Source organism: Bacillus sp. V2I10 (genome assembly GCF_030817055.1).
Taxonomy (GTDB): Bacteria; Bacillota; Bacilli; order Bacillales; family Bacillaceae; genus Bacillus_P.
The window spans coordinates 83,750-105,538 of the sequence record NZ_JAUSYV010000001.1 but is presented as its reverse complement, the minus strand read 5'-3'; the positions used below and the strand labels follow the sequence as shown (position 1 = coordinate 105,538).

Genomic DNA, 21,789 nt, shown 5'->3' with positions numbered 1-21,789 from the left:
AATTTTTGAAGTCAGCAACAAATTGAGTCACAAATTTTCTTCGGAGAGTTTGATCCTGGCTCAGGACGAACGCTGGCGGCGTGCCTAATACATGCAAGTCGAGCGGACCTCTTAGGAGGTCAGCGGCGGACGGGTGAGTAACACGTGGGCAACCTGCCTGTAAGACTGGGATAACTCCGGGAAACCGGAGCTAATACCGGATAGTATCTTGAACCGCATGGTTCAAGTTGGAAAGACGGTTTCGGCTGTCACTTACAGATGGGCCCGCGGCGCATTAGCTAGTTGGTGAGGTAATGGCTCACCAAGGCAACGATGCGTAGCCGACCTGAGAGGGTGATCGGCCACACTGGGACTGAGACACGGCCCAGACTCCTACGGGAGGCAGCAGTAGGGAATCTTCCGCAATGGACGAAAGTCTGACGGAGCAACGCCGCGTGAGTGATGAAGGTTTTCGGATCGTAAAACTCTGTTGTTAGGGAAGAACAAGTGCGAGAGTAACTGCTCGCACCTTGACGGTACCTAACCAGAAAGCCACGGCTAACTACGTGCCAGCAGCCGCGGTAATACGTAGGTGGCAAGCGTTGTCCGGAATTATTGGGCGTAAAGCGCGCGCAGGCGGTTTCTTAAGTCTGATGTGAAAGCCCCCGGCTCAACCGGGGAGGGTCATTGGAAACTGGGAAACTTGAGTGCAGAAGAGGAGAGTGGAATTCCACGTGTAGCGGTGAAATGCGTAGAGATGTGGAGGAACACCAGTGGCGAAGGCGACTCTCTGGTCTGTAACTGACGCTGAGGCGCGAAAGCGTGGGGAGCGAACAGGATTAGATACCCTGGTAGTCCACGCCGTAAACGATGAGTGCTAAGTGTTAGAGGGTTTCCGCCCTTTAGTGCTGCAGCTAACGCATTAAGCACTCCGCCTGGGGAGTACGGTCGCAAGACTGAAACTCAAAGGAATTGACGGGGGCCCGCACAAGCGGTGGAGCATGTGGTTTAATTCGAAGCAACGCGAAGAACCTTACCAGGTCTTGACATCCTTTGCCACTTCTAGAGATAGAAGGTTCCCCTTCGGGGGACAAAGTGACAGGTGGTGCATGGTTGTCGTCAGCTCGTGTCGTGAGATGTTGGGTTAAGTCCCGCAACGAGCGCAACCCTTGATCTTAGTTGCCAGCATTCAGTTGGGCACTCTAAGGTGACTGCCGGTGACAAACCGGAGGAAGGTGGGGATGACGTCAAATCATCATGCCCCTTATGACCTGGGCTACACACGTGCTACAATGGATGGTACAAAGGGCTGCGAGACCGCGAGGTTTAGCCAATCCCATAAAACCATTCTCAGTTCGGATTGCAGGCTGCAACTCGCCTGCATGAAGCTGGAATCGCTAGTAATCGCGGATCAGCATGCCGCGGTGAATACGTTCCCGGGCCTTGTACACACCGCCCGTCACACCACGAGAGTTTGCAACACCCGAAGTCGGTGGGGTAACCGCAAGGAGCCAGCCGCCTAAGGTGGGGTAGATGATTGGGGTGAAGTCGTAACAAGGTAGCCGTATCGGAAGGTGCGGCTGGATCACCTCCTTTCTAAGGATATATGAGGACGCTTTTGGTTTTTGTTTGGTTTTGAGAGATCATTCTCTCTATGATAGAAGACAAATCATCTGATTTGTCGGTTGTTCTTTGAAAACTAGATAACGTAATTGATAACAAGTAATTCACTGAGATTTACGCTTACCATAATTAGTGATTTTCTAGACATTTATGTCTAAACAAACAACGAAATGCGAAACGCATCTGATGATGCGATTGACCATTTAGGTTAAGTTATGAAGGGCGCACGGTGGATGCCTTGGCACTAGGAGCCGATGAAGGACGGGACTAACACCGATATGCTTTGGGGAGCTGTAAGTAAGCTTTGATCCAGAGATTTCCGAATGGGGAAACCCACTGTTCGTAATGGAACAGTATCTTTATCTGAATACATAGGATAATGAAGGCAGACCCGGGGAACTGAAACATCTAAGTACCCGGAGGAAGAGAAAGCAAACGCGATTTCCCAAGTAGCGGCGAGCGAAACGGAATTAGCCCAAACCAAGAGGCTTGCCTCTTGGGGTTGTAGGACACTCTATACGGAGTTACAAAGGAACGGGGTAGATGAAGCGACCTGGAAAGGTCCGTCAGAGAAGGTAATAACCCTGTAGTCGAAACTTCGTTCCCTCCAGAGTGGATCCTGAGTACGGCGGGACACGAGAAATCCCGTCGGAAGCAGGGAGGACCATCTCCCAAGGCTAAATACTCCCTAGTGACCGATAGTGAACCAGTACCGTGAGGGAAAGGTGAAAAGCACCCCGGAAGGGGAGTGAAAAGATCCTGAAACCGTGTGCTTACAAGTAGTCAGAGCCCGTTAATGGGTGATGGCGTGCCTTTTGTAGAATGAACCGGCGAGTTACGATCCCGTGCAAGGTTAAGTTGATGAGACGGAGCCGCAGCGAAAGCGAGTCTGAATAGGGCGTTTCAGTACGTGGTCGTAGACCCGAAACCAGGTGATCTACCCATGTCCAGGGTGAAGTTCAGGTAACACTGAATGGAGGCCCGAACCCACGCACGTTGAAAAGTGCGGGGATGAGGTGTGGGTAGCGGAGAAATTCCAATCGAACCTGGAGATAGCTGGTTCTCTCCGAAATAGCTTTAGGGCTAGCCTCAAGTATGAGAGTCTTGGAGGTAGAGCACTGATTGGACTAGGGGCCCTCATCGGGTTACCGAATTCAGTCAAACTCCGAATGCCAAAGACTTGCTCCTTGGGAGTCAGACTGCGAGTGATAAGATCCGTAGTCAAGAGGGAAACAGCCCAGACCACCAGCTAAGGTCCCAAAGTATACGTTAAGTGGAAAAGGATGTGGAGTTGCTTAGACAACCAGGATGTTGGCTTAGAAGCAGCCACCATTTAAAGAGTGCGTAATAGCTCACTGGTCGAGTGACTCTGCGCCGAAAATGTACCGGGGCTAAACGTATCACCGAAGCTGTGGACTGTTCTTACGAACAGTGGTAGGAGAGCGTTCTAAGGGCGTTGAAGCTAGACCGTAAGGACTGGTGGAGCGCTTAGAAGTGAGAATGCCGGTATGAGTAGCGAAAGAGGGGTGAGAATCCCCTCCACCGAATGCCTAAGGTTTCCTGAGGAAGGCTCGTCCGCTCAGGGTTAGTCGGGACCTAAGCCGAGGCCGAAAGGCGTAGGCGATGGACAACAGGTTGATATTCCTGTACCACCTCCTCACCATTTGAGCAATGGGGGGACGCAGGAGGATAGGGCAAGCGCGCTGTTGGATATGCGCGTCCAAGCAGTTAGGCTGAGAAGTAGGCAAATCCGCTTCTCATATAAGGCTGAGCTGTGATGGCGAGGGAAATTTAGTACCGAAGTTCCTGATTCCACACTGCCAAGAAAAGCCTCTAGCGAGGTGAGAGGTGCCCGTACCGCAAACCGACACAGGTAGGCGAGGAGAGAATCCTAAGGTGAGCGAGAGAACTCTCGTTAAGGAACTCGGCAAAATGACCCCGTAACTTCGGGAGAAGGGGTGCTTTTTAGGGTTCATAGCCCTGAAAAGCCGCAGTGAATAGGCCCAGGCGACTGTTTAGCAAAAACACAGGTCTCTGCGAAGCCGCAAGGCGAAGTATAGGGGCTGACGCCTGCCCGGTGCTGGAAGGTTAAGAGGAGAGGTTAGCGCAAGCGAAGCTTTGAATTGAAGCCCCAGTAAACGGCGGCCGTAACTATAACGGTCCTAAGGTAGCGAAATTCCTTGTCGGGTAAGTTCCGACCCGCACGAAAGGCGTAACGATCTGGGCACTGTCTCAACGAGAGACTCGGTGAAATTATAGTACCTGTGAAGATGCAGGTTACCCGCGACAGGACGGAAAGACCCCGTGGAGCTTTACTGTAGCCTGATATTGAATTTTGGTACAGCTTGTACAGGATAGGTAGGAGCCTTGGAAGCCGGAGCGCCAGCTTCGGTGGAGGCATTGGTGGGATACTACCCTTGCTGTATTGAAATTCTAACCCACAGCCCTGATCGGGCTGGGAGACAGTGTCAGGTGGGCAGTTTGACTGGGGCGGTCGCCTCCTAAAATGTAACGGAGGCGCCCAAAGGTTCCCTCAGAATGGTTGGAAATCATTCGCAGAGTGTAAAGGCACAAGGGAGCTTGACTGCGAGACCTACAAGTCGAGCAGGGACGAAAGTCGGGCTTAGTGATCCGGTGGTTCCGCATGGAAGGGCCATCGCTCAACGGATAAAAGCTACCCCGGGGATAACAGGCTTATCTCCCCCAAGAGTCCACATCGACGGGGAGGTTTGGCACCTCGATGTCGGCTCATCGCATCCTGGGGCTGTAGTCGGTCCCAAGGGTTGGGCTGTTCGCCCATTAAAGCGGTACGCGAGCTGGGTTCAGAACGTCGTGAGACAGTTCGGTCCCTATCCGTCGTGGGCGCAGGAAATTTGAGAGGAGCTGTCCTTAGTACGAGAGGACCGGGATGGACGCACCGCTGGTGTACCAGTTGTCTTGCCAAAGGCATCGCTGGGTAGCTATGTGCGGAAGGGATAAGTGCTGAAAGCATCTAAGCATGAAGCCCCCCTCAAGATGAGATTTCCCATCACGCAAGTGAGTAAGAACCCTGAAAGATGATCAGGTTGATAGGTCTGAGGTGGAAGCGCGGTGACGTGTGGAGCTGACAGATACTAATCGTTCGAGGACTTAACCACAGTCTAATAAAGTGTATAACCTAAGTGAAACTTGTTATCAAACGTTATTTAGTTTTGAAAGAATAACATTCTTTCTAATCAATTGCATATTGTCTGGTGATGATGGCAAAGAGGTCACACCCGTTCCCATGCCGAACACGGAAGTTAAGCTCTTTAGCGCCGATGGTAGTTGGGGGTTTCCCCCTGTGAGAGTAGGACGTTGCCAGGCAGTATCAATTATTTATATTATTGTCGCGGGGTGGAGCAGTCTGGTAGCTCGTCGGGCTCATAACCCGAAGGTCGCAGGTTCAAATCCTGTCCCCGCAACCAAATGGTCCCGTGGTGTAGCGGTTAACATGCCTGCCTGTCACGCAGGAGATCGCCGGTTCGATCCCGGTCGGGACCGCCATTACTAAATAAACGACAACGAAACTACGTGTTTCGTTTTTTTTATGCATTTTTTAGGGTAGACTGTTAAAGAAACTTGGACAAACTAGTTAGATGCGATACACTTGATAACAGGGATCGATCCTTAGAGCTGCAGGGTTCTAAGGTTTTTTTATAAGGCTTTTCAGAACTGGTTTTAATTATTACTTACATAGTTTGAATGGAAGATTTTTTTCACAAGTAGCAGACTGTCCAAAGCTACATCTGACTTTTATGACAGAAAAGGCGGTGCAGCAAATGACCATTGAAGATGAATTTCATTTTATAGATAAAATTAAGCAAAGAAAGAATCGTCAGCCCCAATTGATAGAAGGCATAGGGGATGATGCTGCCCTTTATAAAGCAAAACCCGATTATTTGGAAATTGTTTGCGCAGATACAATGGTTGAAGGTGTTCATTTTCTGAAGGATGTCTCTTCCCCAATGGATATTGGCTATAAGGCTGTGGCTGTGAATATTAGTGACGTAGCAGCTATGGGCGGTGTTCCAAAGTACTATCTCGTTACCATTGCAGTGCCAAGAAACTGGTCTGAAGCAGAATTAGTGGAGATCTATGCAGGGATGGATGAGATTGCTTCTTTATACAATATGGATCTTATCGGAGGGGATACGGTTTCAACCTCAGATAAACTTGTTATTACCGTTACGGTTATTGGAGAAGTTCAGCAAGATAAACAGCGGTTAAGGAAGGATGCGCGTCCAGGTGATGCCGTTTTTGTAACAGGAACAGTTGGAGACTCAGCTGCAGGGCTGCAGATTCTGCTTGGGAACCTCTCAGTTGATGTAGACAATGATTCTGCATTTCTTGTGAATCGCCATAAGCGTCCAATGCCCCAAGTTAAAGCAGCGCAGCTCATGTCTTCTGCTGAGCGCATTTCATTGAACGATATCAGTGATGGTCTTGCAAGTGAACTAAATGAATTAAGCGAGGCAAGCTGTGTTAAAATGATCATAGAAAAAGACCGTGTTCCACTCAGTGATTCCCTGCGTTCTTTAAATTTTGAGCAGCATGATGAGTGGATTTTATATGGGGGAGAAGATTTTGAACTAGTAGGCACGGTTCCTCCCCAAGCATTTGACCTTCTACAAAAGAAGTGCAGCGATGAAGGGATTTCTTTAACGAAGATCGGGCATGTAGATGCAGGTTCATCCGAGGTCCTGCTAATCCATAATGGAAAGAAAACAAAGCTCAAAAAATCTGGATTTAATCATTTTAAGTAAGGTGAGTATATGACGAAGCATACAGTGAAAACAAATAGCCCTGATGAAACAACGAAACTTGCTGTCAGGCTAGGTGAACTTGTGAAGCCTGGAGATGTCATTACATTAGAAGGCGATTTGGGAGCCGGGAAAACTACGTTTACAAAGGGTTTAGCCAAAGGAATGGGGATCCGGAAAAACGTAAACAGCCCGACATTTACGATTATGAAGGAATACCGGGACGGGAGACTGCCACTTTATCATATGGACGTATACCGGATGGAAGACAGCCATGAGGACTTAGGTTTTGAGGAGTTTTTTGAAGGAGATGGCGTCACTGTTGTTGAATGGGCACATCTTATTCAGGAGCAGCTTCCTCCCGATCGTCTTGGTATTCGCATCCTTCGTGTGGACGACGAATCCCGTGAAATTATCTTTGTACCTATCGGGAATCACTATTTAGGTTTATATAAGGAGCTTATAGATGAAAGCAATAGCGATTGATACGTCCAATTTGACGCTTGGTGTTGCCATAGTGGATGACACCAAAGTGATCGGAGAATATGTAACAAACATTAAGCAGAATCATTCGGTCCGGGCGATGCCGGCGGTTGAATGGCTTATGCAGGAATGCGAAATCAAACCTGATGAGCTCGATCGTGTCATTGTTGCGGGAGGGCCTGGATCTTATACCGGCCTCCGAATTGGTGTCAGCATAGCTAAAACGCTTGCGTGGACGTTGAATATTCCGCTTGCCAGTGTTTCAAGTCTTGAGGTCCTTGCAGCTGGCGGAAGCTATTTTAATGGCTATATCTGCCCGGTTTTTGATGCACGGCGCGGTCAGGTGTATACAGGGCTGTATGAGTATGCAGATGGGGAGCTTTTTAATAGAAGAAATGATCAAAATCTCCTGCTGTCTGATTGGCTTTTAGAATTAAAAAAGGAAGAGAAGCAAATTCTTTTCATCGGGAATGACGTTAGCCTGCATCAGGAGTCAATCGTTGAAGTCCTGGGGGATCAGGCAGTGTTTGCTAGTATGACCGAGCATAATCCAAGACCGGCAATGCTTGGTAAAATCGGCTTGATGAAAGAGCCTGAGGATGTACATACCTTCGTGCCGAACTATATCCGTTTAGCAGAGGCAGAAGTAAAGTGGCTCGAACAACAGAAATAAGTGGGTGAGAAGGTTGAAGCAGGAACAGGATACAATCAAGATTCGGCTTATGAATGTAGATGATATTGATGCTGTTTATGAAATAGAAACACAATCCTTTGCAACACCTTGGCTGAAGGCATCCTTTCACAATGAATTAACTCAAAATCATTTTGCTAAATATCTTGTTGTAGAATTTGATCAAAAGATTATCGGGTATTGTGGACTTTGGATCATTATGGATGAGGCTCAAGTAACGAACATCGCCGTTTTGCCCGGTTTCAGAGGGAATAAGATTGGAGAAACTTTGCTGAAACAGGCAATCGGAATGGCAAAGGAGTATGGTGCAGGTAAAATTTCTCTAGAAGTAAGAGTCTCAAATCATGTAGCGCAATCTTTGTACACCAAGCTCGGTTTCCAGCCCGGCGGGATTAGAAAACGGTATTATACAGATAACGGGGAAGATGCGTTAGTAATGTGGGTGAATTTAAAATGACAGAAAAAGATCAATATATATTAGGAATAGAGACAAGCTGTGATGAAACGGCCGTATCTATTGTGAAAAACGGGCGGGAAATCATTTCGAATGTTGTCGCTTCTCAAATTGAAAGCCATAAACGTTTTGGCGGTGTTGTACCTGAGATCGCATCGAGACATCATGTTGAACAGCTGACACTTGTGCTTGAAGAAGCGATGCAGCAGGCTGAAATGACATTTAAAGACCTGGATGCCATCGCCGTTACTGAAGGGCCGGGTCTTGTTGGAGCGCTTTTGATAGGAGTCAATGCAGCAAAAGCGCTGGCATTTGCCCATCAGATGCCATTAATAGGCGTTCATCATATTGCAGGGCATATCTACGCTAACCAGCTGATCTCTGAACTGCAGTTTCCTTTGCTGTCGCTTGTTGTATCCGGCGGACATACTGAACTTGTTTTTATGAAAGAACATGGATCGTTTGAAGTAATAGGAGAAACGCTTGATGATGCCGCAGGAGAAGCGTATGACAAAGTGGCAAGAACTCTCCATCTGCCTTATCCGGGTGGGCCTCATATAGACCGGATGGCAGCGGAAGGATCTCCAGTCATCAATTTACCTAGAGCCTGGCTTGAGCCGGATTCTTACAACTTTAGCTTCAGCGGTTTGAAATCAGCTGTCATCAATACTCTTCATAATGCAGAGCAGCGAGGTGAAGTGATTGATCCTCATGATTTAGCCGCAAGCTTTCAGGCAAGCGTCATCGATGTTCTTGTCACTAAAACAGCATCAGCAGCTGAGAAATACCAAGTAAAGCAGGTCCTTCTTGCTGGAGGTGTAGCAGCAAATCGCGGTTTAAGAGCAGCTTTAGAAGAGAAGTTTAAAGAATTTCAGGGCGTAGAATTACTGATTCCGCCATTATCTCTATGTACAGACAATGCTGCCATGATTGCTGCTGCAGGGAGTGTCCTTTTTGAAAAAGGCCATAGAGGCAATTTGAGAATGAATGCGAATCCTGGACTGGAATTACCGAGTTAATATGGTGTATTAACATGTTATCCACACGCTGTCTAATAACCTTTTTCCGCTTTTAGAAAAGCTTGTTGAATAAGCATTGGATAACCTGTGGACAATGTGGATAAAAGAACTCTATCTTGTGGATAATGTGAATAAAAGAGTGGAAACCCTATAAAATAAGATTTTTTAGTGTGGATAACTAAAAAACTCAGTGCCATAATAGGCACTGAGTTTTTTAATTTGTGTACAAAGCTGTTAATCCTCCTGAAGCTGTTCCCATTCATTCATTAGATTTTCGAGTTCTTCTTGATAACCTCCGTTTTCCGTGTTGATTTCCTGTACCTTAGTATGATTTTGATAAATCTCCGGATCACATAACAGCTCTTCATTCTTCTCGATCTGCTGTTCAACGAACGAGATTCGCTCTTCTACTTCCTGCAGTCTTCTTTGTTTTTGTCTTGCCAGTTTTTTCGCTTCTTTATCTTGTTCATAGGATAGCTTATTTTGATTTTCTTTCGGCTTCAGATCAGGGACCGCATCAAGAGCTGCAAGCTCCAGCTGTTCTGCCTTTTTAGATTGATAGTAATCATAGTCCCCCAGGTATTCATTAACGCCGCTTGCTGAAAGTTCGTATACTTTTGTAGCAATGCGATTAATGAAATATCTGTCGTGGGAGACAAATAGTATTGTGCCAGGGTAATCAATCAGGGCATTTTCCAGCACTTCTTTGCTGTCCAGATCGAGATGGTTTGTCGGCTCATCAAGGATAAGCAGATTTGCCTTTTGAAGCATTAGCTTAGCAAGAGCTAATCTTGCTTTTTGCCCGCCGCTTAAAGTAGAAACATTCTTTAAAACATCGTCACCAGAAAAAAGAAAATTGCCGAGCACAGTCCGGATTTCTTTTTCATTCAGCATCGGATATTCATCCCACAATTCATCAAGCACACGTTTATTCGAAGTTAAATTCGCCTGCTCCTGATCGTAGTATCCAATCTTCACGCCTGACCCTATTTCAAATGCTCCTTTTAATGGAGCCATCTTATCAATGATTGTTTTTAAAAGCGTCGATTTGCCGACTCCATTTGGGCCGACAAGAGCAATGCTGTCACCTCTTGATATGGAAAAAGAAACGTTTGAAATGATTGGGTCTGAGCCATTATAAGATACAGCAATATCCTTTGCTTTCAGCACATCGTTGCCGCTTTGCCTTTCAATATCGAACCGGAAGTGAGCTGATTTCTCGTCGCCCTGCGGCCTGTCCATCAATTCCATGCGGTCCAGTTTTTTTCTCCGGCTTTGAGCGCGTTTTGTGGTAGACGCTCTGGCCATATTTTTCTGGATGAAATCTTTTAATTTTGCCACTTCATCCTGCTGTTTTTCGTACAATTTTAATTCGCGCTCAAAGTTTTCAGCGCTTTGCTCAAGGTAGCGGCTGTAGTTGCCGGTGTATTTGATGCTTGTATTCCTGGAGATTTCGTAGACCTGGTTCACTACTTTATCAAGAAAATATCGGTCATGGGAAACGATTAATATCGCTCCGCTGTAGCTTTGAAGATATTGCTCAAGCCAGGACAGCGTTTCAATATCCAGGTGGTTTGTCGGCTCATCCAGAACTAATAAGTCAGGACTTGTCAAAAGCAGCTTTCCAAGGGCAAGACGCGTTTTCTGGCCTCCGCTCAAACGCTGGATAGGAGATGAGACATCGAATTCAGCAAATCCGAGACCATGAAGAACAGAACGGATATCTGCCTCATATTGATAGCCGCCTTTTTCTTTAAACTCAATTTGCAGACGGTCGTATTCTTTTAAATATTGTTCAAATTCCCGCTCTGCGGGATCAGTATTTGCCATTTTTTTTTCAAGATCACGCATGGATTGCTCCATATCTTTTAAAAACTGAAACACAGAAACCATTTCATCCCAAATAGATAGAGTAGATTCGAGACCTGTATCCTGCGCAAGGTACCCAATCGTTACACCTTTTGGCTTAATGATCTCTCCGGATTCGTAAGAAAGCTGACCCGCAATAATTTTGAGCAGGGTTGATTTCCCGGCCCCGTTCCGTCCGACAAGGGCAATTTTATCCCGTGTTTGAACTTCAAGTTTGATATTCGATAATATAAGATCAGCTGCAAAATATTTCGTCAGCTGGTTTATTTGTAGCAAAATCATGTATTTTCACCTCAGGCTATGATAATTTAAGTGTAGCTTATCGAAGAGTGAGCCGCAATGATTGTACCTTTTTGGGTGCGAACATTTGTCACAATAAGTAAAAAGACAGATTAGTAAAAATAGTGTATAGTCTAGTATGAGGAGCGTTAAAAGATGTCAAATTTTACTCATTTTAACCAGCAGGGCAGAGCCAAAATGGTTGATATATCGAATAAACATGATTCTGTGCGCACCGCTGTTGCTGTTTCAAGCGTTGTTATGAAGGAACATGTCTATGAACAAATCGTAAATCACAAGCTTCAAAAAGGAGACGTGCTGGCGGTCGCACAGGTGGCCGGCATAATGGCTGCTAAAAACACATGGAATATCATTCCAATGTGCCACCCGATCCCGCTCAAGGGAATCGATATTGAGTTTGAATGGAAAAAAGAGAACGGACTTTTCCATCTGATGATAGCCGCAGCTGTGAAAACAACAGGAAGTACAGGTGTGGAAATGGAAGCGCTAACTTCTGCTTCAGTCTGCGCCCTGACCGTGTATGATATGTGTAAAGCACTGGATAAAGGGTTAATCATCGGACCTGCCTATCTGTCTGTAAAAACAGGCGGGAAAAGCGGGGATTATACACGAGATGAACCTGTAGCTTTGAATGTGGGGGATAGAATGTGAACAACATTGAACAATCGAAAATTCCGCAAGCTACTGCTAAGCGCTTGCCTTTATACTATCGTTTTTTAAAGAATCTGCATGCATCAGGCAAGCAGCGTGTCTCTTCTGCAGAGCTGAGTGATGCTGTGAAAGTGGATTCTGCCACGATCCGCAGGGATTTTTCCTACTTTGGAGCCCTTGGGAAAAAAGGATATGGGTATAATGTTAATTATCTACTTTCTTTTTTCAGAAAAACGCTCGATCAGGATGAGGTGACGAAGGTTACCTTAATTGGTGTCGGTAATCTCGGCACAGCCTTTTTGCATTATAATTTTACGAAGAACAATAATACGTTAATCTCACTTGCCTTTGATGTCGACGAGAAGAAGATCGGCACTGAAATCGGCGATGTTCCCATTTATAATTTGGCTGATCTTGAAGAACACCTGCCTGAGGATGTGACCGTGGCTATTTTAACGGTTCCGGCACAGGCTGCCCAGCCCATTACGGACAGGCTGATTGCAAAAGGAATTAAGGGAATTCTTAATTTTACTCCTGCTAGATTAAATGTACCGGAGGAAATCAGAATTCATCATATCGATTTAGCAGTAGAGCTGCAATCGCTCGTGTACTTTTTGAAGCACTATCCTAACGCTTAGGAATTGAGGTGAATGATATGCCGAATATCGGTTTTGGAAGTTTGCTGCTGATCGTTTTTGCAGCACTATTAATCTTTGGGCCAAAGAAGCTGCCTGAGCTTGGTAAAGCAATTGGCAACTCATTGCGGGAATTTAAGCATGCAACGAAGGGTCTAGCGGACGACGATGAAGATAAAAAGAAAGAAGAGAAGTAAGATAGGATGAAAGCTGTCATGAAACAAAACGAAATGTCGGTTATCGATCACATTGCAGAGCTTCGGAAAAGGCTGATCATTACAGTCTTTTTCCTTTTCCTCTCTGTGATTGCCGGCTTTTTATTAGCAAAGCCGATTATCATCTATTTACAGCATACGAATGAAGCTCAGAGTTTAACGCTGAATTCATTCCGAATGACCGATCCGCTTATGGTCTATATGCAATTCGCGTTTATCATTGCCTTTATTATTACATCGCCGATCATTCTCTATCAGCTATGGGCATTTGTAAGCCCAGGCCTCTACGAAAAGGAAAGGCGGGTCACGCTGAGCTATATTCCAATTTCAATTGGACTTTTTCTCACAGGCATAAGCTTCTCGTATTTTTTGCTCTTTCCATTTGTCGTAGATTTCATGGAGCGTATGTCCGATGATTTAGAGATTAATCAAGTCATTGGAATCAACGAATACTTTCAGTTTTTAATTCAGCTGACAGTGCCATTTGGACTGCTGTTTCAGCTCCCGGTTGTCATTATGTTCTTAACGAGGCTCGGCATCGTAACACCGATGTTCCTCGTGAAAACCCGAAAATATGCGTACTTCATTCTGCTTGTTATTGCAGCGTTAATTACACCGCCGGAGCTTGTCTCGCATCTAATGGTTTCCGTGCCTCTGTTTATCCTGTATGAAATAAGTATTGTGGTCTCAAGGTTTGCTTACCGCAAGGCGCAGCGGATTCAGTTTGAAGAAGCAAATAAAGAAGGGTGATCCTGTCTGCAGGACCACCCTTCTTTCTATTTTTTCTTCGCTTTGACTTTGAAAGTGAGATTAAACATTCTAAATGCGACTCCAAGATCAAACGTCGCGATTAGCATTAGCAGGATTGTCGGAAACGACCAGATCCCGCTTTCTGAACTGTTTACGGCGAGATAGGTAAAAAGAATACCCATCGCCAAGTAAAAGATCCCCATTGAAATTGGGCTTGTTCTCATGCTTACATGCCTCCAAAAATAAATTGCATTTGTTCTGCCTGTTTCAGCATTTCCTCAAGCTGTTCCCGGTTCGATTGCAGAATGACAACAAACGTATTCATCGCAACATGGGCAAAAATAGGAACCAGGAGGCGCTTTGTTTTTACATATAGAAAAGCAAACACAAACCCCATTGATCCATAAAGAAGTAGATGCTGAGGTTCACCGTGAACTAGTGCGAATACAATCGAACTGATGAGTGCCGACAAAAAGAAATGAATGCGCTGATACAAAGCGCCGAATAAAATTTTTCTGAAAATAATCTCTTCCAGGATAGGACCTATGATGGAAGTAACGACTATGAGCAAAGGCGTAACCTTCAATACTTCCATTATGACTTTCGTATTTTCTGATTCGCCTTCAATGCCAAATACCTGAATCTCAATATTGGCTGCGATCACCTGAACAGAAAGTGCCATAAACACACCTCCGACAGCCCATAAGATAGAAGGACCGGCGGGAGCGGCATCGCCCCTGAGTTCATTGCTTTTAAAGTGGCTGCGGAGCAGAAGCAGAACGATTACAAAGGCAGCTGCAAAGCTGAACACCGTCCAATAGCCTGATGCTGTAATCTGCGCCATGCGGAGCGATTGATCCTCTCCGACGCCAAGCTTAAGCAGAAGAGGAATGCCGAGAATGCCTGAAAACTGCATGACTATATATGTCAAAATAATAAGCCAGTATTCTTTCTTCAATTGAACGACTCCTTTAACGTGCCGGATGGTTTAAGTCAGTAATAGCAAATTTTCAGCTAGGCATAATTGTACCATAAATCAGGCATGATGTAGGAAGATAACGCCTATAGGGTATGCAGGAATGGCTATAAACATGTGAAACCGGCATAAAGAAAAGGATTTCAATTTTTTTTAACATATTACTTGAATTTGAATGAGAGATTATATAATATAATACTTGTGTTAGCACTCAAGACATATGAGTGCTAATAAAATGAAAATTTAAATTAATGAAATCTTGAGGAGGTTGTTTCACTTGTTAAAGCCATTAGGTGATCGTGTCGTAATTGAGCTTGTACAATCTGAAGAAAAAACTGCTAGTGGGATCGTACTGCCGGATAGTGCCAAAGAAAAACCGCAAGAAGGCAAAGTAGTGGCAGTAGGTACTGGTCGTGTGCTTGACAACGGTGAGCGTGTTGCTCTTGAAGTTGCAGAAGGCGATCGCATCATCTTCTCAAAATACTCTGGTACAGAAGTAAAATATGAGGGTTCTGAATACTTAATCTTACGCGAAAGCGACATTTTAGCAGTTATCGGCTAATTTATAAAATTTCCAATATCATAGAAAACATCATTCTTAGGAGGTAATGGAACATGGCTAAAGACATTAAATTCAGTGAAGACGCTCGCCGCGCAATGCTGCGCGGGGTTGATGCACTCGCTAATGCAGTTAAAGTTACGCTTGGACCAAAAGGACGCAACGTGGTTCTTGAAAAGAAATTCGGTTCTCCGCTTATTACAAATGACGGTGTGACAATTGCAAAAGAAATCGAGCTTGAAGATGCATTCGAAAACATGGGTGCAAAGCTTGTTGCTGAAGTTGCAAGCAAAACAAACGATGTTGCCGGTGACGGAACAACAACTGCAACGGTTCTTGCTCAGGCAATGATCCGCGAAGGTCTTAAAAACGTAACAGCTGGTGCTAACCCAATGGGTATCCGCAAAGGTATTGAAAAAGCTGTTATTGTTGCAACGGAAGAATTAAAGGCTATCTCTAAACCAATCGAAAGCAAAGAATCCATTGCTCAAGTAGCTGCGATTTCTTCTGCTGACGATGAAGTTGGCCAATTGATTGCTGAAGCTATGGAGCGCGTTGGAAACGACGGCGTTATCACAATCGAAGAATCAAAAGGCTTCACTACTGAGCTTGAAGTGGTTGAAGGTATGCAATTCGACCGCGGATATGCATCTCCTTACATGGTAACTGATTCAGATAAAATGGAAGCTGTCCTTGACAACCCATACATCTTGATCACAGACAAAAAAATCACAAACATCCAAGAGATCCTGCCTGTATTAGAACAAGTTGTACAACAAGGCAAGCCTCTATTATTGATTGCTGAAGATGTTGAAGGTGAAGCACTTGCTACATTAGTAGTGAACAAACTTCGCGGAACATTCAATGCAGTAGCTGTTAAAGCTCCAGGATTCGGCGACCGCCGTAAAGCAATGCTTGAAGATATCTCAGTACTTACTGGCGGAGAAGTGATCACTGAAGATCTAGGCTTAGATCTTAAATCAGCGAACATCGCTCAACTTGGCCGCGCTTCTAAAGTTGTAGTTACAAAAGAAAATACTACAATCGTTGAAGGTGCTGGAGAGTCTGACAAAATTGCAGGCCGCGTAAAACAAATCCGTGCTCAATTAGAAGAAACAACTTCTGAGTTCGATAAAGAAAAATTACAAGAGCGTCTAGCTAAACTAGCTGGCGGTGTAGCAGTCATCAAAGTTGGTGCTGCAACTGAAACAGAATTAAAAGAGCGCAAACTACGCATTGAAGATGCACTTAACTCTACTCGTGCTGCAGTAGAAGAAGGCATCGTATCAGGCGGTGGTACTGCCCTTGTAAATGTATACAACAAAGTAGCATCAGTAGAAGGCGAAGGCGATTTCGCAACAGGCGTAAACATCGTATTGCGTGCTCTTGAAGAGCCAGTACGCCAAATCGCACACAACGCTGGTCTTGAAGGCTCAGTTATCGTTGAGCGTCTAAAGCATGCTGAAGTAGGAACTGGCTTCAACGCTGCAACTGGCGCTTGGGTAAACATGATCGAAGCTGGTATCGTTGACCCAACAAAAGTAACTCGTTCAGCTCTTCAAAACGCTGCATCTGTAGCGGCTATGTTCTTAACAACTGAAGCAGTTGTTGCTGACAAGCCTGAAGAAAATGCTCCTGCAATGCCTGATATGGGCGGCATGGGTGGTATGGGCGGCATGATGTAATCATCGCCTAGAACCCTTGGTATATAGGGGTTTGTAAGGTGGATATTAGTGAAATGCTAACTTTTTGCTAACTTTCAATTTTTGAGACAACTTTACTTCACCAATTAGAGGAGACCTTTCGTAAGTTCACTGAACTTATGGGAGGTCTTTTCTTCGATATTTTTTGTCATATGAGCGTAAATGTTCATCGTTGTGTTTATATCTGAATGCCCTAATCTTTCTTGAATCTCTTTTACGCCTGCCCCAGCTTCAATGAGAAGGGATGTATGAGTATGTCTAAAGCTGTGAGGGGTAATATGCTTGTCTACATCCAAATGCTTCATTAAACGCTTTAAACGCAATACCATTTGCTTCATAACCCTCGGATGACCGATGTTTTCTGCAAAAATGAAATCTTGATCCTCATATACTAACCGTTGTTTCATTTTCAATTCCATCTGCTCACGCTTGTGTGCTTTGAATAAGGCGACAAGTCCATCGTCAATCATTATTGTGCGGATTGACTTTTTTGTTTTTGGGGTTAGGAGTTGATAACCTGTACATTTGTTATTTGGATTATAGTAAGTCTTTGTGATTCTTATTGTTTTCTTGGTAAAGTCCAGGTCTGTCCATTTTAATGCTACCATTTCTCCTAAACGCATACCGGTATATGCCAAAGTAGCAAAACATAGATAGTCTAGATATAATCCATGGTCTTTTGTGATACGTAGAAAGGTTTTCAGTTCATTTAACTCAAGAAACTTTTCCTTAACCTCTTCTTCCTCGATATCCTCAACAGTCACATGCTTTTTTGGCATGACAAAACCATAGGTTGGATTTGTCTTTATCAAGTCTTGCCTGATTGCATGCTTGAAGATCATGTTTCCCGTCGTATGGATACTGTCAATATAGTTATGGCTAAATTGTTTGCTTAATTCATCTATGCGAGTTTGGTACATATGCCTTGTAATCTTTTTCAAAGGAGTATTTTGCCACGAATATATAAGGTGTTTCATCGCTATCTTGCGCGCTCGAACGCTACTGATTTTTACTTGGTGTCCATAATAGCTTAACCATTCAGTAGCAAATTCTTCAAAGGTTATGTTGCTTTCCTGAAACACTCCACCGTTTGCTATAGCATCTTCTACCTTGTTAGCAGCAAGTTGAGCCTCTTTTTTTGTTTTAAAGCCGGATTTAGTAATTTGTCTCCTTTTGCCGGTCACTGGATCTTTTGCGACGTTAACCATGTAAGCCCATTTGTCACCACGTTTTAAAATGTGCGCCATTAATTCACCTCCCTTCAATTAATCATCTAGCAGCAATTCAAGCATTGTTTTAACTTTTTCAATTTCAATTCTAGTTAATACGCGATCTTTATAAAAAATATCATTGGTATCTTGTGTTATCAAATGATGTAAATTAAAGAAATTGCTCTTCAATTCTTCTTCAGTGTATCTCACATATTTTTCCGTACCATTTTCATCTGTCTTTTTATATACAGTTTTCACATTAAAACAAATATTTGTGAATTCTACCTCGTTGGTTGTAGTGAATTCGTTTGATGTTGCCATATAGCCAGCAGCTCTCATCAATATGAAATAATCAACACCTAAACCATTCGCGATTTTTTTAATCATGTCAGGTTGTGGAGTATCCCTTGAACCATTTTCAATTTGTGAAATGTAAGATTGGGAAACGCCAGATTTTTTGCTTACAGTATTAATGGTCATCCCATTATCCATTCTTATTTCTTTTATTTTTTTACCGAATGGACTAATTGCTCTCATTATTTACCCCCCCTAATAAAAAAGTATAAAACCGTTATTTAATAAAACCTTCCATCAAAGAAAGATAACACAATAACACACAAGTGAAATAATTTTATACACACTTGCAATAACATTTTGGTTATTATATCATGTTTAGTAACAATCTGTTAAATGATTTTTTATTACGTTTAATGATTGTAAAGATAGAAGGAGGAGTAGTTATGATTACTTTAGAGATTAACCAAGAACAGTTGAAAGAGTTGTATCTTAAAAAAGTGGAAGAGCGTCTTGAGGAACTTGAGGCAGAGGTGTTTTTTATGAATTCTAAACAACTAACGTCATATCTCAATATGTCTTGGAATTCAATTTGTACGCACCTTTTATACGAAAAGAACTTTCCTAAAATTCGTCTCGGGAGTAAATGGTTGTTTAAAAGAAAGGATGTTCAAGAATATATGGAAAAATACTACGATAATGTGAGAAATAATGGCGGAGATATTCTGAAATATAAAAGGAAAGGATGAATGTTGTTGTGAGGAGAAACATAAAACCTGATGCAAAGAAAAAAAGCCCATTAACTCATTGGGGTGAGTTAATAGGCATGAAAGAACATTACACTATTATTTTAAATCGGATCACTCTTTTTATCAATCAAATATGTGAAGCAAGGGGGGATTATCATGTTACACAACTCTTACGTGCGAGAGGTTGAAATGATATTCCCAAACACGAAAATCATTAAATGTCAGGGTTACTCGAATGGAAATAATCATTACAGTACAGCGAAAAAGCCACTTGGCTCTTATATTAATAGAGAGAGCTTAACTGAAACAGAGATTAAATACCATCTTGCAAGGGGAGGGTGGATCGGTGCTCTAATACCAAATGGATTTATCGTTATTGATGTCGATGATGTAGAACACGGTTCTTATCTAATCAAACTTTTAAAGGGAGAAAGAGTTCAACATCACTTAATTAGGACTCCGCGAGGCTATCAGTTCGTGTTTAAGGCGTCATCAACATCAAACAAGCAAGTTAAAATGATTAGTCGATTTTTTACATCAATCGGAATACTTATTGATACACGTGTTGGAACAACTAATAGCTTTATTGTGTTTCCGAGCCAGAATACAGAAAAACGCTTTATTGTTGAGGTTGCGGAAGATTTAGACGAGCTCCCCGTTTACTTAAGACCAGTATGGAATGCTCAGAAAACCAAAGACTATCACTTTGCGATTCCAATGGTAAATGGGTCTCGTAACCAATCACTGTATGACCTTGGAAGACGACTTAAATCTATAGATGTTCCATTAGATCAAGTCAAAAAAAGCATGCTATTAATCTATAAATATTTCTGTATTGACAAGGATCGAAGTTATACATGGGAGGACGTTATGGCCTCAATCGATAGCATTGCTAAGTTAGAACAAACTTCAAGAAAAAAGGAAGAACCTATAGAAATAAACAATATCAGCCAAGCATTTGAATCTAGGCTTCCTGAGCCTTATCTAAAAAAAGAAGGTTCACTCTACAAAAAAGAAATGAAAAAGATTGATGGTAAATTACAAGAAGTTAGCATTTTTGTGAGTCGGAATGTACCTTACATTACTAAGTACTTAGAGAATCTAGAGAGAAGCGAAATATACTATGAAATTTGCTGGAATAACATGGGGAGAGAATTTAAGGAAACAGTTGCAGCCAGCACAATTGCTTCAAAACGTGAGATTCTCTCTCTAGCCGATAAAGGACTAAGTTGCAATGACTCTAATTCCAAACATTTAATAGAATACTTTGATCTGTTCATAGCAAAAAATGATATTCCAACTGTGCAGATTGTTAATAGGCTTGGGAAGATTAAAGAAAAATTCATTCACCCAGTAATATCAAATGAGATTCAGGTACTACCAAATGATGGGGGAGAACTTCAACTCTATGAATCTTTTAAGGTAAAGGGGACTGTTGATAGTTGGATAAAAAATGTTTTTAATTTGGTTAAAAATCATCCGAAAGCAGTTCTTCCTATCCTTTCTTCATTTGCTTCTGTCATTTTGCACGAATTTGATATGAAACCGATTGTTATTGATGTATCAGGGGCATCAAGTAGTGGGAAAAGTGGCATTCTTAGAATGTGTGCATCTGTATGGGGTGATCCTGAAAGATATCTTGGAACATTTAATACTACACTCGTAGCTGTTGAAAGAAGATCTACCTTTTTAAACTCATTTCCTCAAATCCTAGATGATTCAAACGGTGCGAGTGAATCTAAAATGATACAACCAATGATCTACCAGTACGTTAATAATACAGGAAAGCAAAGAGGAAGCTTGAATGGCAGTCAATACACGGATTCATGGAATTCTTTAATGATTACTTCTGGAGAGAATGAGATCGTAACATATGCAAACGCTCAAGGAGTTCCTGCCCGCGTTATACTAATTTCAAACTTTTCATTTGAAGGAGAAGACCATGATTATTTGGGGAAAGTGTATGATTCATTTCGAGAGAATTTCGGAGCAATCGGAATAGAGTTTTTAAATAGATGGCAGGAAAATCGAGAGCACTATATGAAGTATTTTAAAGCATATGAAAAACAATTTTTAGAAATTAGTTGTGATAATAATATTTTAAAGCGGTTATCAAGACATTACTCATTCATTGTATTTACAGGAAGAGTATTAAATGAGATGTTTAAAAACAAATCTATTGGAATAAATTTGAGGGATTTAGAAGAACTCTTTGTTGAAATGTCTAAAACAAATAAGGCAATTGACTTGCCAATTGTGGAACTACAAAATGCCTTGGAGGATATTGATGCAAATCGCAATAAACTGTACGCAGATTACGAGCCTCAGGGAACAATCAACGCTTTTTTCCATAATGGAGATTTTTACTTTGCACCTGCTTATTTAAAACAACGGTTAGGTCTCAACGAAAAGCAAATTCGCTACCTATGGATGAAAAGAGGACTGACTGACACATTTATCAATAGAGACAATGAAGTCGATTACAAAGTCATAAAAAAAAATAAGCGATCGTTTAGAGGCGTATTAGTGAATAGGGAGATCATTGAGCAATTGGGATTTAATTTCAGTTAAACGGATTGAATGATTGGATGGGGTTACAATGGCTACACATAGTTACAAGTTAATGTAACCCCTTAAGTATTGATAGACCGTGGATTGAAGCCGTTTATATAAGATAGTTACAAGGGTTACAGAGTTATATATTTAGTATATTAATCTAATGTAATTTTATTATTAGTTAATAGTCAGGTATGTAAAAATATATGTAACTCTGTAACTGGACAGAATAACACCAGTTAAACAGTTATACAGTATGGGATTATAGTGTTACATAGCGCTGTAACTGAA

At 42.8% G+C, this 21,789-nt stretch carries 18 protein-coding genes, 2 tRNA genes and 3 rRNA genes; 18 read left to right on the top strand and 5 right to left on the bottom strand.

The genetic code is table 11. The features are described from left to right. Positions 1-37 precede the first annotated feature (37 nt). The 10 genes from QFZ72_RS00470 to tsaD all read left to right on the top strand — a co-directional run bounded on the left by QFZ72_RS00470 (position 38) and on the right by tsaD (position 9,030). Positions 38-1,575 (top strand): 16S ribosomal RNA (locus QFZ72_RS00470). Positions 1,576-1,808: 233 nt separating this feature from the next. Further along, positions 1,809-4,739: ribosomal RNA gene (locus QFZ72_RS00465) — 23S ribosomal RNA — on the top strand. 92 nt (positions 4,740-4,831) lie between these two features. Continuing rightward, positions 4,832-4,947, top strand: a 5S ribosomal RNA gene (rrf, locus tag QFZ72_RS00460). The 16S, 23S and 5S rRNA genes sit together here with 2 tRNA genes alongside, the layout of an rRNA operon. A gap of 24 nt (positions 4,948-4,971) precedes the next feature. Continuing rightward, a tRNA-Met gene (locus QFZ72_RS00455) sits at positions 4,972-5,048 on the top strand. Positions 5,049-5,051: 3 nt separating this feature from the next. Then, positions 5,052-5,127, top strand: a tRNA-Asp gene (locus QFZ72_RS00450). A gap of 275 nt (positions 5,128-5,402) precedes the next feature. Then, on the top strand, positions 5,403-6,386 hold the full coding sequence (gene thiL / locus QFZ72_RS00445) for a thiamine-phosphate kinase (RefSeq protein ID WP_307428172.1): 984 nt from the start codon (positions 5,403-5,405) through the stop codon (positions 6,384-6,386). A gap of 9 nt (positions 6,387-6,395) precedes the next feature. Continuing rightward, complete coding sequence (gene tsaE / locus QFZ72_RS00440; protein WP_307428169.1) at positions 6,396-6,869, top strand: tRNA (adenosine(37)-N6)-threonylcarbamoyltransferase complex ATPase subunit type 1 TsaE; 474 nt, start codon at positions 6,396-6,398, stop codon at positions 6,867-6,869. Next, positions 6,850-7,539: a tRNA (adenosine(37)-N6)-threonylcarbamoyltransferase complex dimerization subunit type 1 TsaB gene (tsaB, locus tag QFZ72_RS00435; RefSeq protein WP_307428165.1), complete on the top strand. Its 690-nt coding sequence runs from the start codon at positions 6,850-6,852 to the stop codon at positions 7,537-7,539. Before tsaE ends, tsaB begins: the two co-directional genes overlap by 20 nt. 13 nt (positions 7,540-7,552) lie before the next feature. Further along, complete coding sequence (rimI, locus tag QFZ72_RS00430; protein WP_307428161.1) at positions 7,553-8,014, top strand: ribosomal protein S18-alanine N-acetyltransferase; 462 nt, start codon at positions 7,553-7,555, stop codon at positions 8,012-8,014. Further along, positions 8,011-9,030, top strand: a complete 1,020-nt coding sequence (gene tsaD, locus QFZ72_RS00425) for a tRNA (adenosine(37)-N6)-threonylcarbamoyltransferase complex transferase subunit TsaD (protein WP_307428158.1) — start codon at positions 8,011-8,013, stop codon at positions 9,028-9,030. The genes rimI and tsaD overlap by 4 nt, the downstream gene beginning before the upstream one ends. 234 nt (positions 9,031-9,264) lie before the next feature. Here the strand turns inward: tsaD and QFZ72_RS00420 are convergent, their stop codons facing one another. Further along, on the bottom strand, positions 9,265-11,181 hold the full coding sequence (locus QFZ72_RS00420) for an ABC-F family ATP-binding cassette domain-containing protein (RefSeq protein WP_307428155.1): 1,917 nt from the start codon (positions 11,179-11,181) through the stop codon (positions 9,265-9,267). Between the two features lie 153 nt (positions 11,182-11,334). On the opposite strand from QFZ72_RS00420, the gene moaC reads away from it, so the two are divergent. The 4 genes from moaC to tatC are packed head-to-tail and all read left to right on the top strand — an operon-like array spanning position 11,335 to position 13,450. Further along, positions 11,335-11,850 carry a cyclic pyranopterin monophosphate synthase MoaC gene (moaC, locus tag QFZ72_RS00415; protein ID WP_307428152.1) on the top strand — a complete coding sequence of 172 codons (516 nt, stop codon included), beginning with the start codon at positions 11,335-11,337 and terminating at the stop codon, positions 11,848-11,850. Further along, positions 11,847-12,488 carry a redox-sensing transcriptional repressor Rex gene (locus tag QFZ72_RS00410; RefSeq protein WP_223439035.1) on the top strand — a complete coding sequence of 214 codons (642 nt, stop codon included), beginning with the start codon at positions 11,847-11,849 and terminating at the stop codon, positions 12,486-12,488. The genes moaC and QFZ72_RS00410 overlap by 4 nt, the downstream gene beginning before the upstream one ends. Before the next feature lie 17 nt (positions 12,489-12,505). Beyond that, positions 12,506-12,682, top strand: coding sequence for a twin-arginine translocase TatA/TatE family subunit (locus tag QFZ72_RS00405; protein ID WP_223439036.1), 177 nt, complete (start codon positions 12,506-12,508; stop codon positions 12,680-12,682). An 18-nt stretch (positions 12,683-12,700) separates the two neighbouring features. Beyond that, positions 12,701-13,450, top strand: coding sequence for a twin-arginine translocase subunit TatC (gene tatC, locus QFZ72_RS00400; protein WP_307428144.1), 750 nt, complete (start codon positions 12,701-12,703; stop codon positions 13,448-13,450). Between the two features lie 26 nt (positions 13,451-13,476). Here the strand turns inward: tatC and QFZ72_RS00395 are convergent, their stop codons facing one another. Both QFZ72_RS00395 and QFZ72_RS00390 read right to left on the bottom strand, forming a co-directional pair. Continuing rightward, a complete protein-coding gene (locus QFZ72_RS00395; protein WP_307428140.1) occupies positions 13,477-13,674 on the bottom strand; it encodes a YdiK family protein in 198 nt (65 codons plus the stop codon). A 2-nt stretch (positions 13,675-13,676) separates the two neighbouring features. Continuing rightward, complete coding sequence (locus QFZ72_RS00390) at positions 13,677-14,408, bottom strand: CPBP family intramembrane glutamic endopeptidase (RefSeq protein WP_307428138.1); 732 nt, start codon at positions 14,406-14,408, stop codon at positions 13,677-13,679. A 295-nt stretch (positions 14,409-14,703) separates the two neighbouring features. Here QFZ72_RS00390 and groES point away from each other — a divergent pair, with 295 nt between their 5' ends. Both groES and groL read left to right on the top strand, forming a co-directional pair. Beyond that, entirely contained in the window at positions 14,704-14,988 is a 285-nt protein-coding gene (gene groES / locus QFZ72_RS00385) for a co-chaperone GroES (protein WP_133313877.1), read from the top strand. Between the two features lie 53 nt (positions 14,989-15,041). Beyond that, positions 15,042-16,670 carry a chaperonin GroEL gene (gene groL, locus QFZ72_RS00380; RefSeq protein WP_307428133.1) on the top strand — a complete coding sequence of 543 codons (1,629 nt, stop codon included), beginning with the start codon at positions 15,042-15,044 and terminating at the stop codon, positions 16,668-16,670. Positions 16,671-16,774: 104 nt separating this feature from the next. Here groL and QFZ72_RS00375 read toward each other — a convergent pair whose 3' ends face one another. Both QFZ72_RS00375 and QFZ72_RS00370 read right to left on the bottom strand, forming a co-directional pair. After that, positions 16,775-17,935, bottom strand: coding sequence for a site-specific integrase (locus tag QFZ72_RS00375; RefSeq protein ID WP_307428130.1), 1,161 nt, complete (start codon positions 17,933-17,935; stop codon positions 16,775-16,777). An 18-nt stretch (positions 17,936-17,953) separates the two neighbouring features. After that, positions 17,954-18,436, bottom strand: coding sequence for a helix-turn-helix domain-containing protein (locus QFZ72_RS00370; RefSeq protein ID WP_307428127.1), 483 nt, complete (start codon positions 18,434-18,436; stop codon positions 17,954-17,956). A gap of 203 nt (positions 18,437-18,639) precedes the next feature. Between QFZ72_RS00370 and QFZ72_RS00365 the strand changes: the two genes are divergently transcribed. Together QFZ72_RS00365 and QFZ72_RS00360 are read left to right on the top strand one after the other, a co-directional pair. Further along, positions 18,640-18,942, top strand: coding sequence for a MerR family transcriptional regulator (locus QFZ72_RS00365; RefSeq protein ID WP_307428124.1), 303 nt, complete (start codon positions 18,640-18,642; stop codon positions 18,940-18,942). Between the two features lie 156 nt (positions 18,943-19,098). Next, positions 19,099-21,513, top strand: a complete 2,415-nt coding sequence (locus tag QFZ72_RS00360; protein WP_307428122.1) for a DUF927 domain-containing protein — start codon at positions 19,099-19,101, stop codon at positions 21,511-21,513. Positions 21,514-21,789 lie beyond the last annotated feature (276 nt).

What these genes read in the sequence shown, in the direction of transcription:
- thiL (WP_307428172.1), top strand. Translation starts at nt 5,403, where the DNA reads ATGACCATTGAAGATGAATTTCATTTTATAGATAAAATTAAGCAAAGA.
- tsaE (WP_307428169.1), top strand. Translation starts at nt 6,396, where the DNA reads ATGACGAAGCATACAGTGAAAACAAATAGCCCTGATGAAACAACGAAA.
- tsaB (WP_307428165.1), top strand. Translation starts at nt 6,850, where the DNA reads ATGAAAGCAATAGCGATTGATACGTCCAATTTGACGCTTGGTGTTGCC.
- tsaD (WP_307428158.1), top strand. Translation starts at nt 8,011, where the DNA reads ATGACAGAAAAAGATCAATATATATTAGGAATAGAGACAAGCTGTGAT.
- QFZ72_RS00420 (WP_307428155.1), bottom strand. Translation starts at nt 11,181, where the DNA reads ATGATTTTGCTACAAATAAACCAGCTGACGAAATATTTTGCAGCTGAT.
- moaC (WP_307428152.1), top strand. Translation starts at nt 11,335, where the DNA reads ATGTCAAATTTTACTCATTTTAACCAGCAGGGCAGAGCCAAAATGGTT.
- QFZ72_RS00405 (WP_223439036.1), top strand. Translation starts at nt 12,506, where the DNA reads ATGCCGAATATCGGTTTTGGAAGTTTGCTGCTGATCGTTTTTGCAGCA.
- tatC (WP_307428144.1), top strand. Translation starts at nt 12,701, where the DNA reads ATGAAACAAAACGAAATGTCGGTTATCGATCACATTGCAGAGCTTCGG.
- QFZ72_RS00395 (WP_307428140.1), bottom strand. Translation starts at nt 13,674, where the DNA reads ATGAGAACAAGCCCAATTTCAATGGGGATCTTTTACTTGGCGATGGGT.
- groL (WP_307428133.1), top strand. Translation starts at nt 15,042, where the DNA reads ATGGCTAAAGACATTAAATTCAGTGAAGACGCTCGCCGCGCAATGCTG.
- QFZ72_RS00375 (WP_307428130.1), bottom strand. Translation starts at nt 17,935, where the DNA reads ATGGCGCACATTTTAAAACGTGGTGACAAATGGGCTTACATGGTTAAC.
- QFZ72_RS00370 (WP_307428127.1), bottom strand. Translation starts at nt 18,436, where the DNA reads ATGAGAGCAATTAGTCCATTCGGTAAAAAAATAAAAGAAATAAGAATG.
- QFZ72_RS00365 (WP_307428124.1), top strand. Translation starts at nt 18,640, where the DNA reads ATGATTACTTTAGAGATTAACCAAGAACAGTTGAAAGAGTTGTATCTT.
- QFZ72_RS00360 (WP_307428122.1), top strand. Translation starts at nt 19,099, where the DNA reads ATGTTACACAACTCTTACGTGCGAGAGGTTGAAATGATATTCCCAAAC.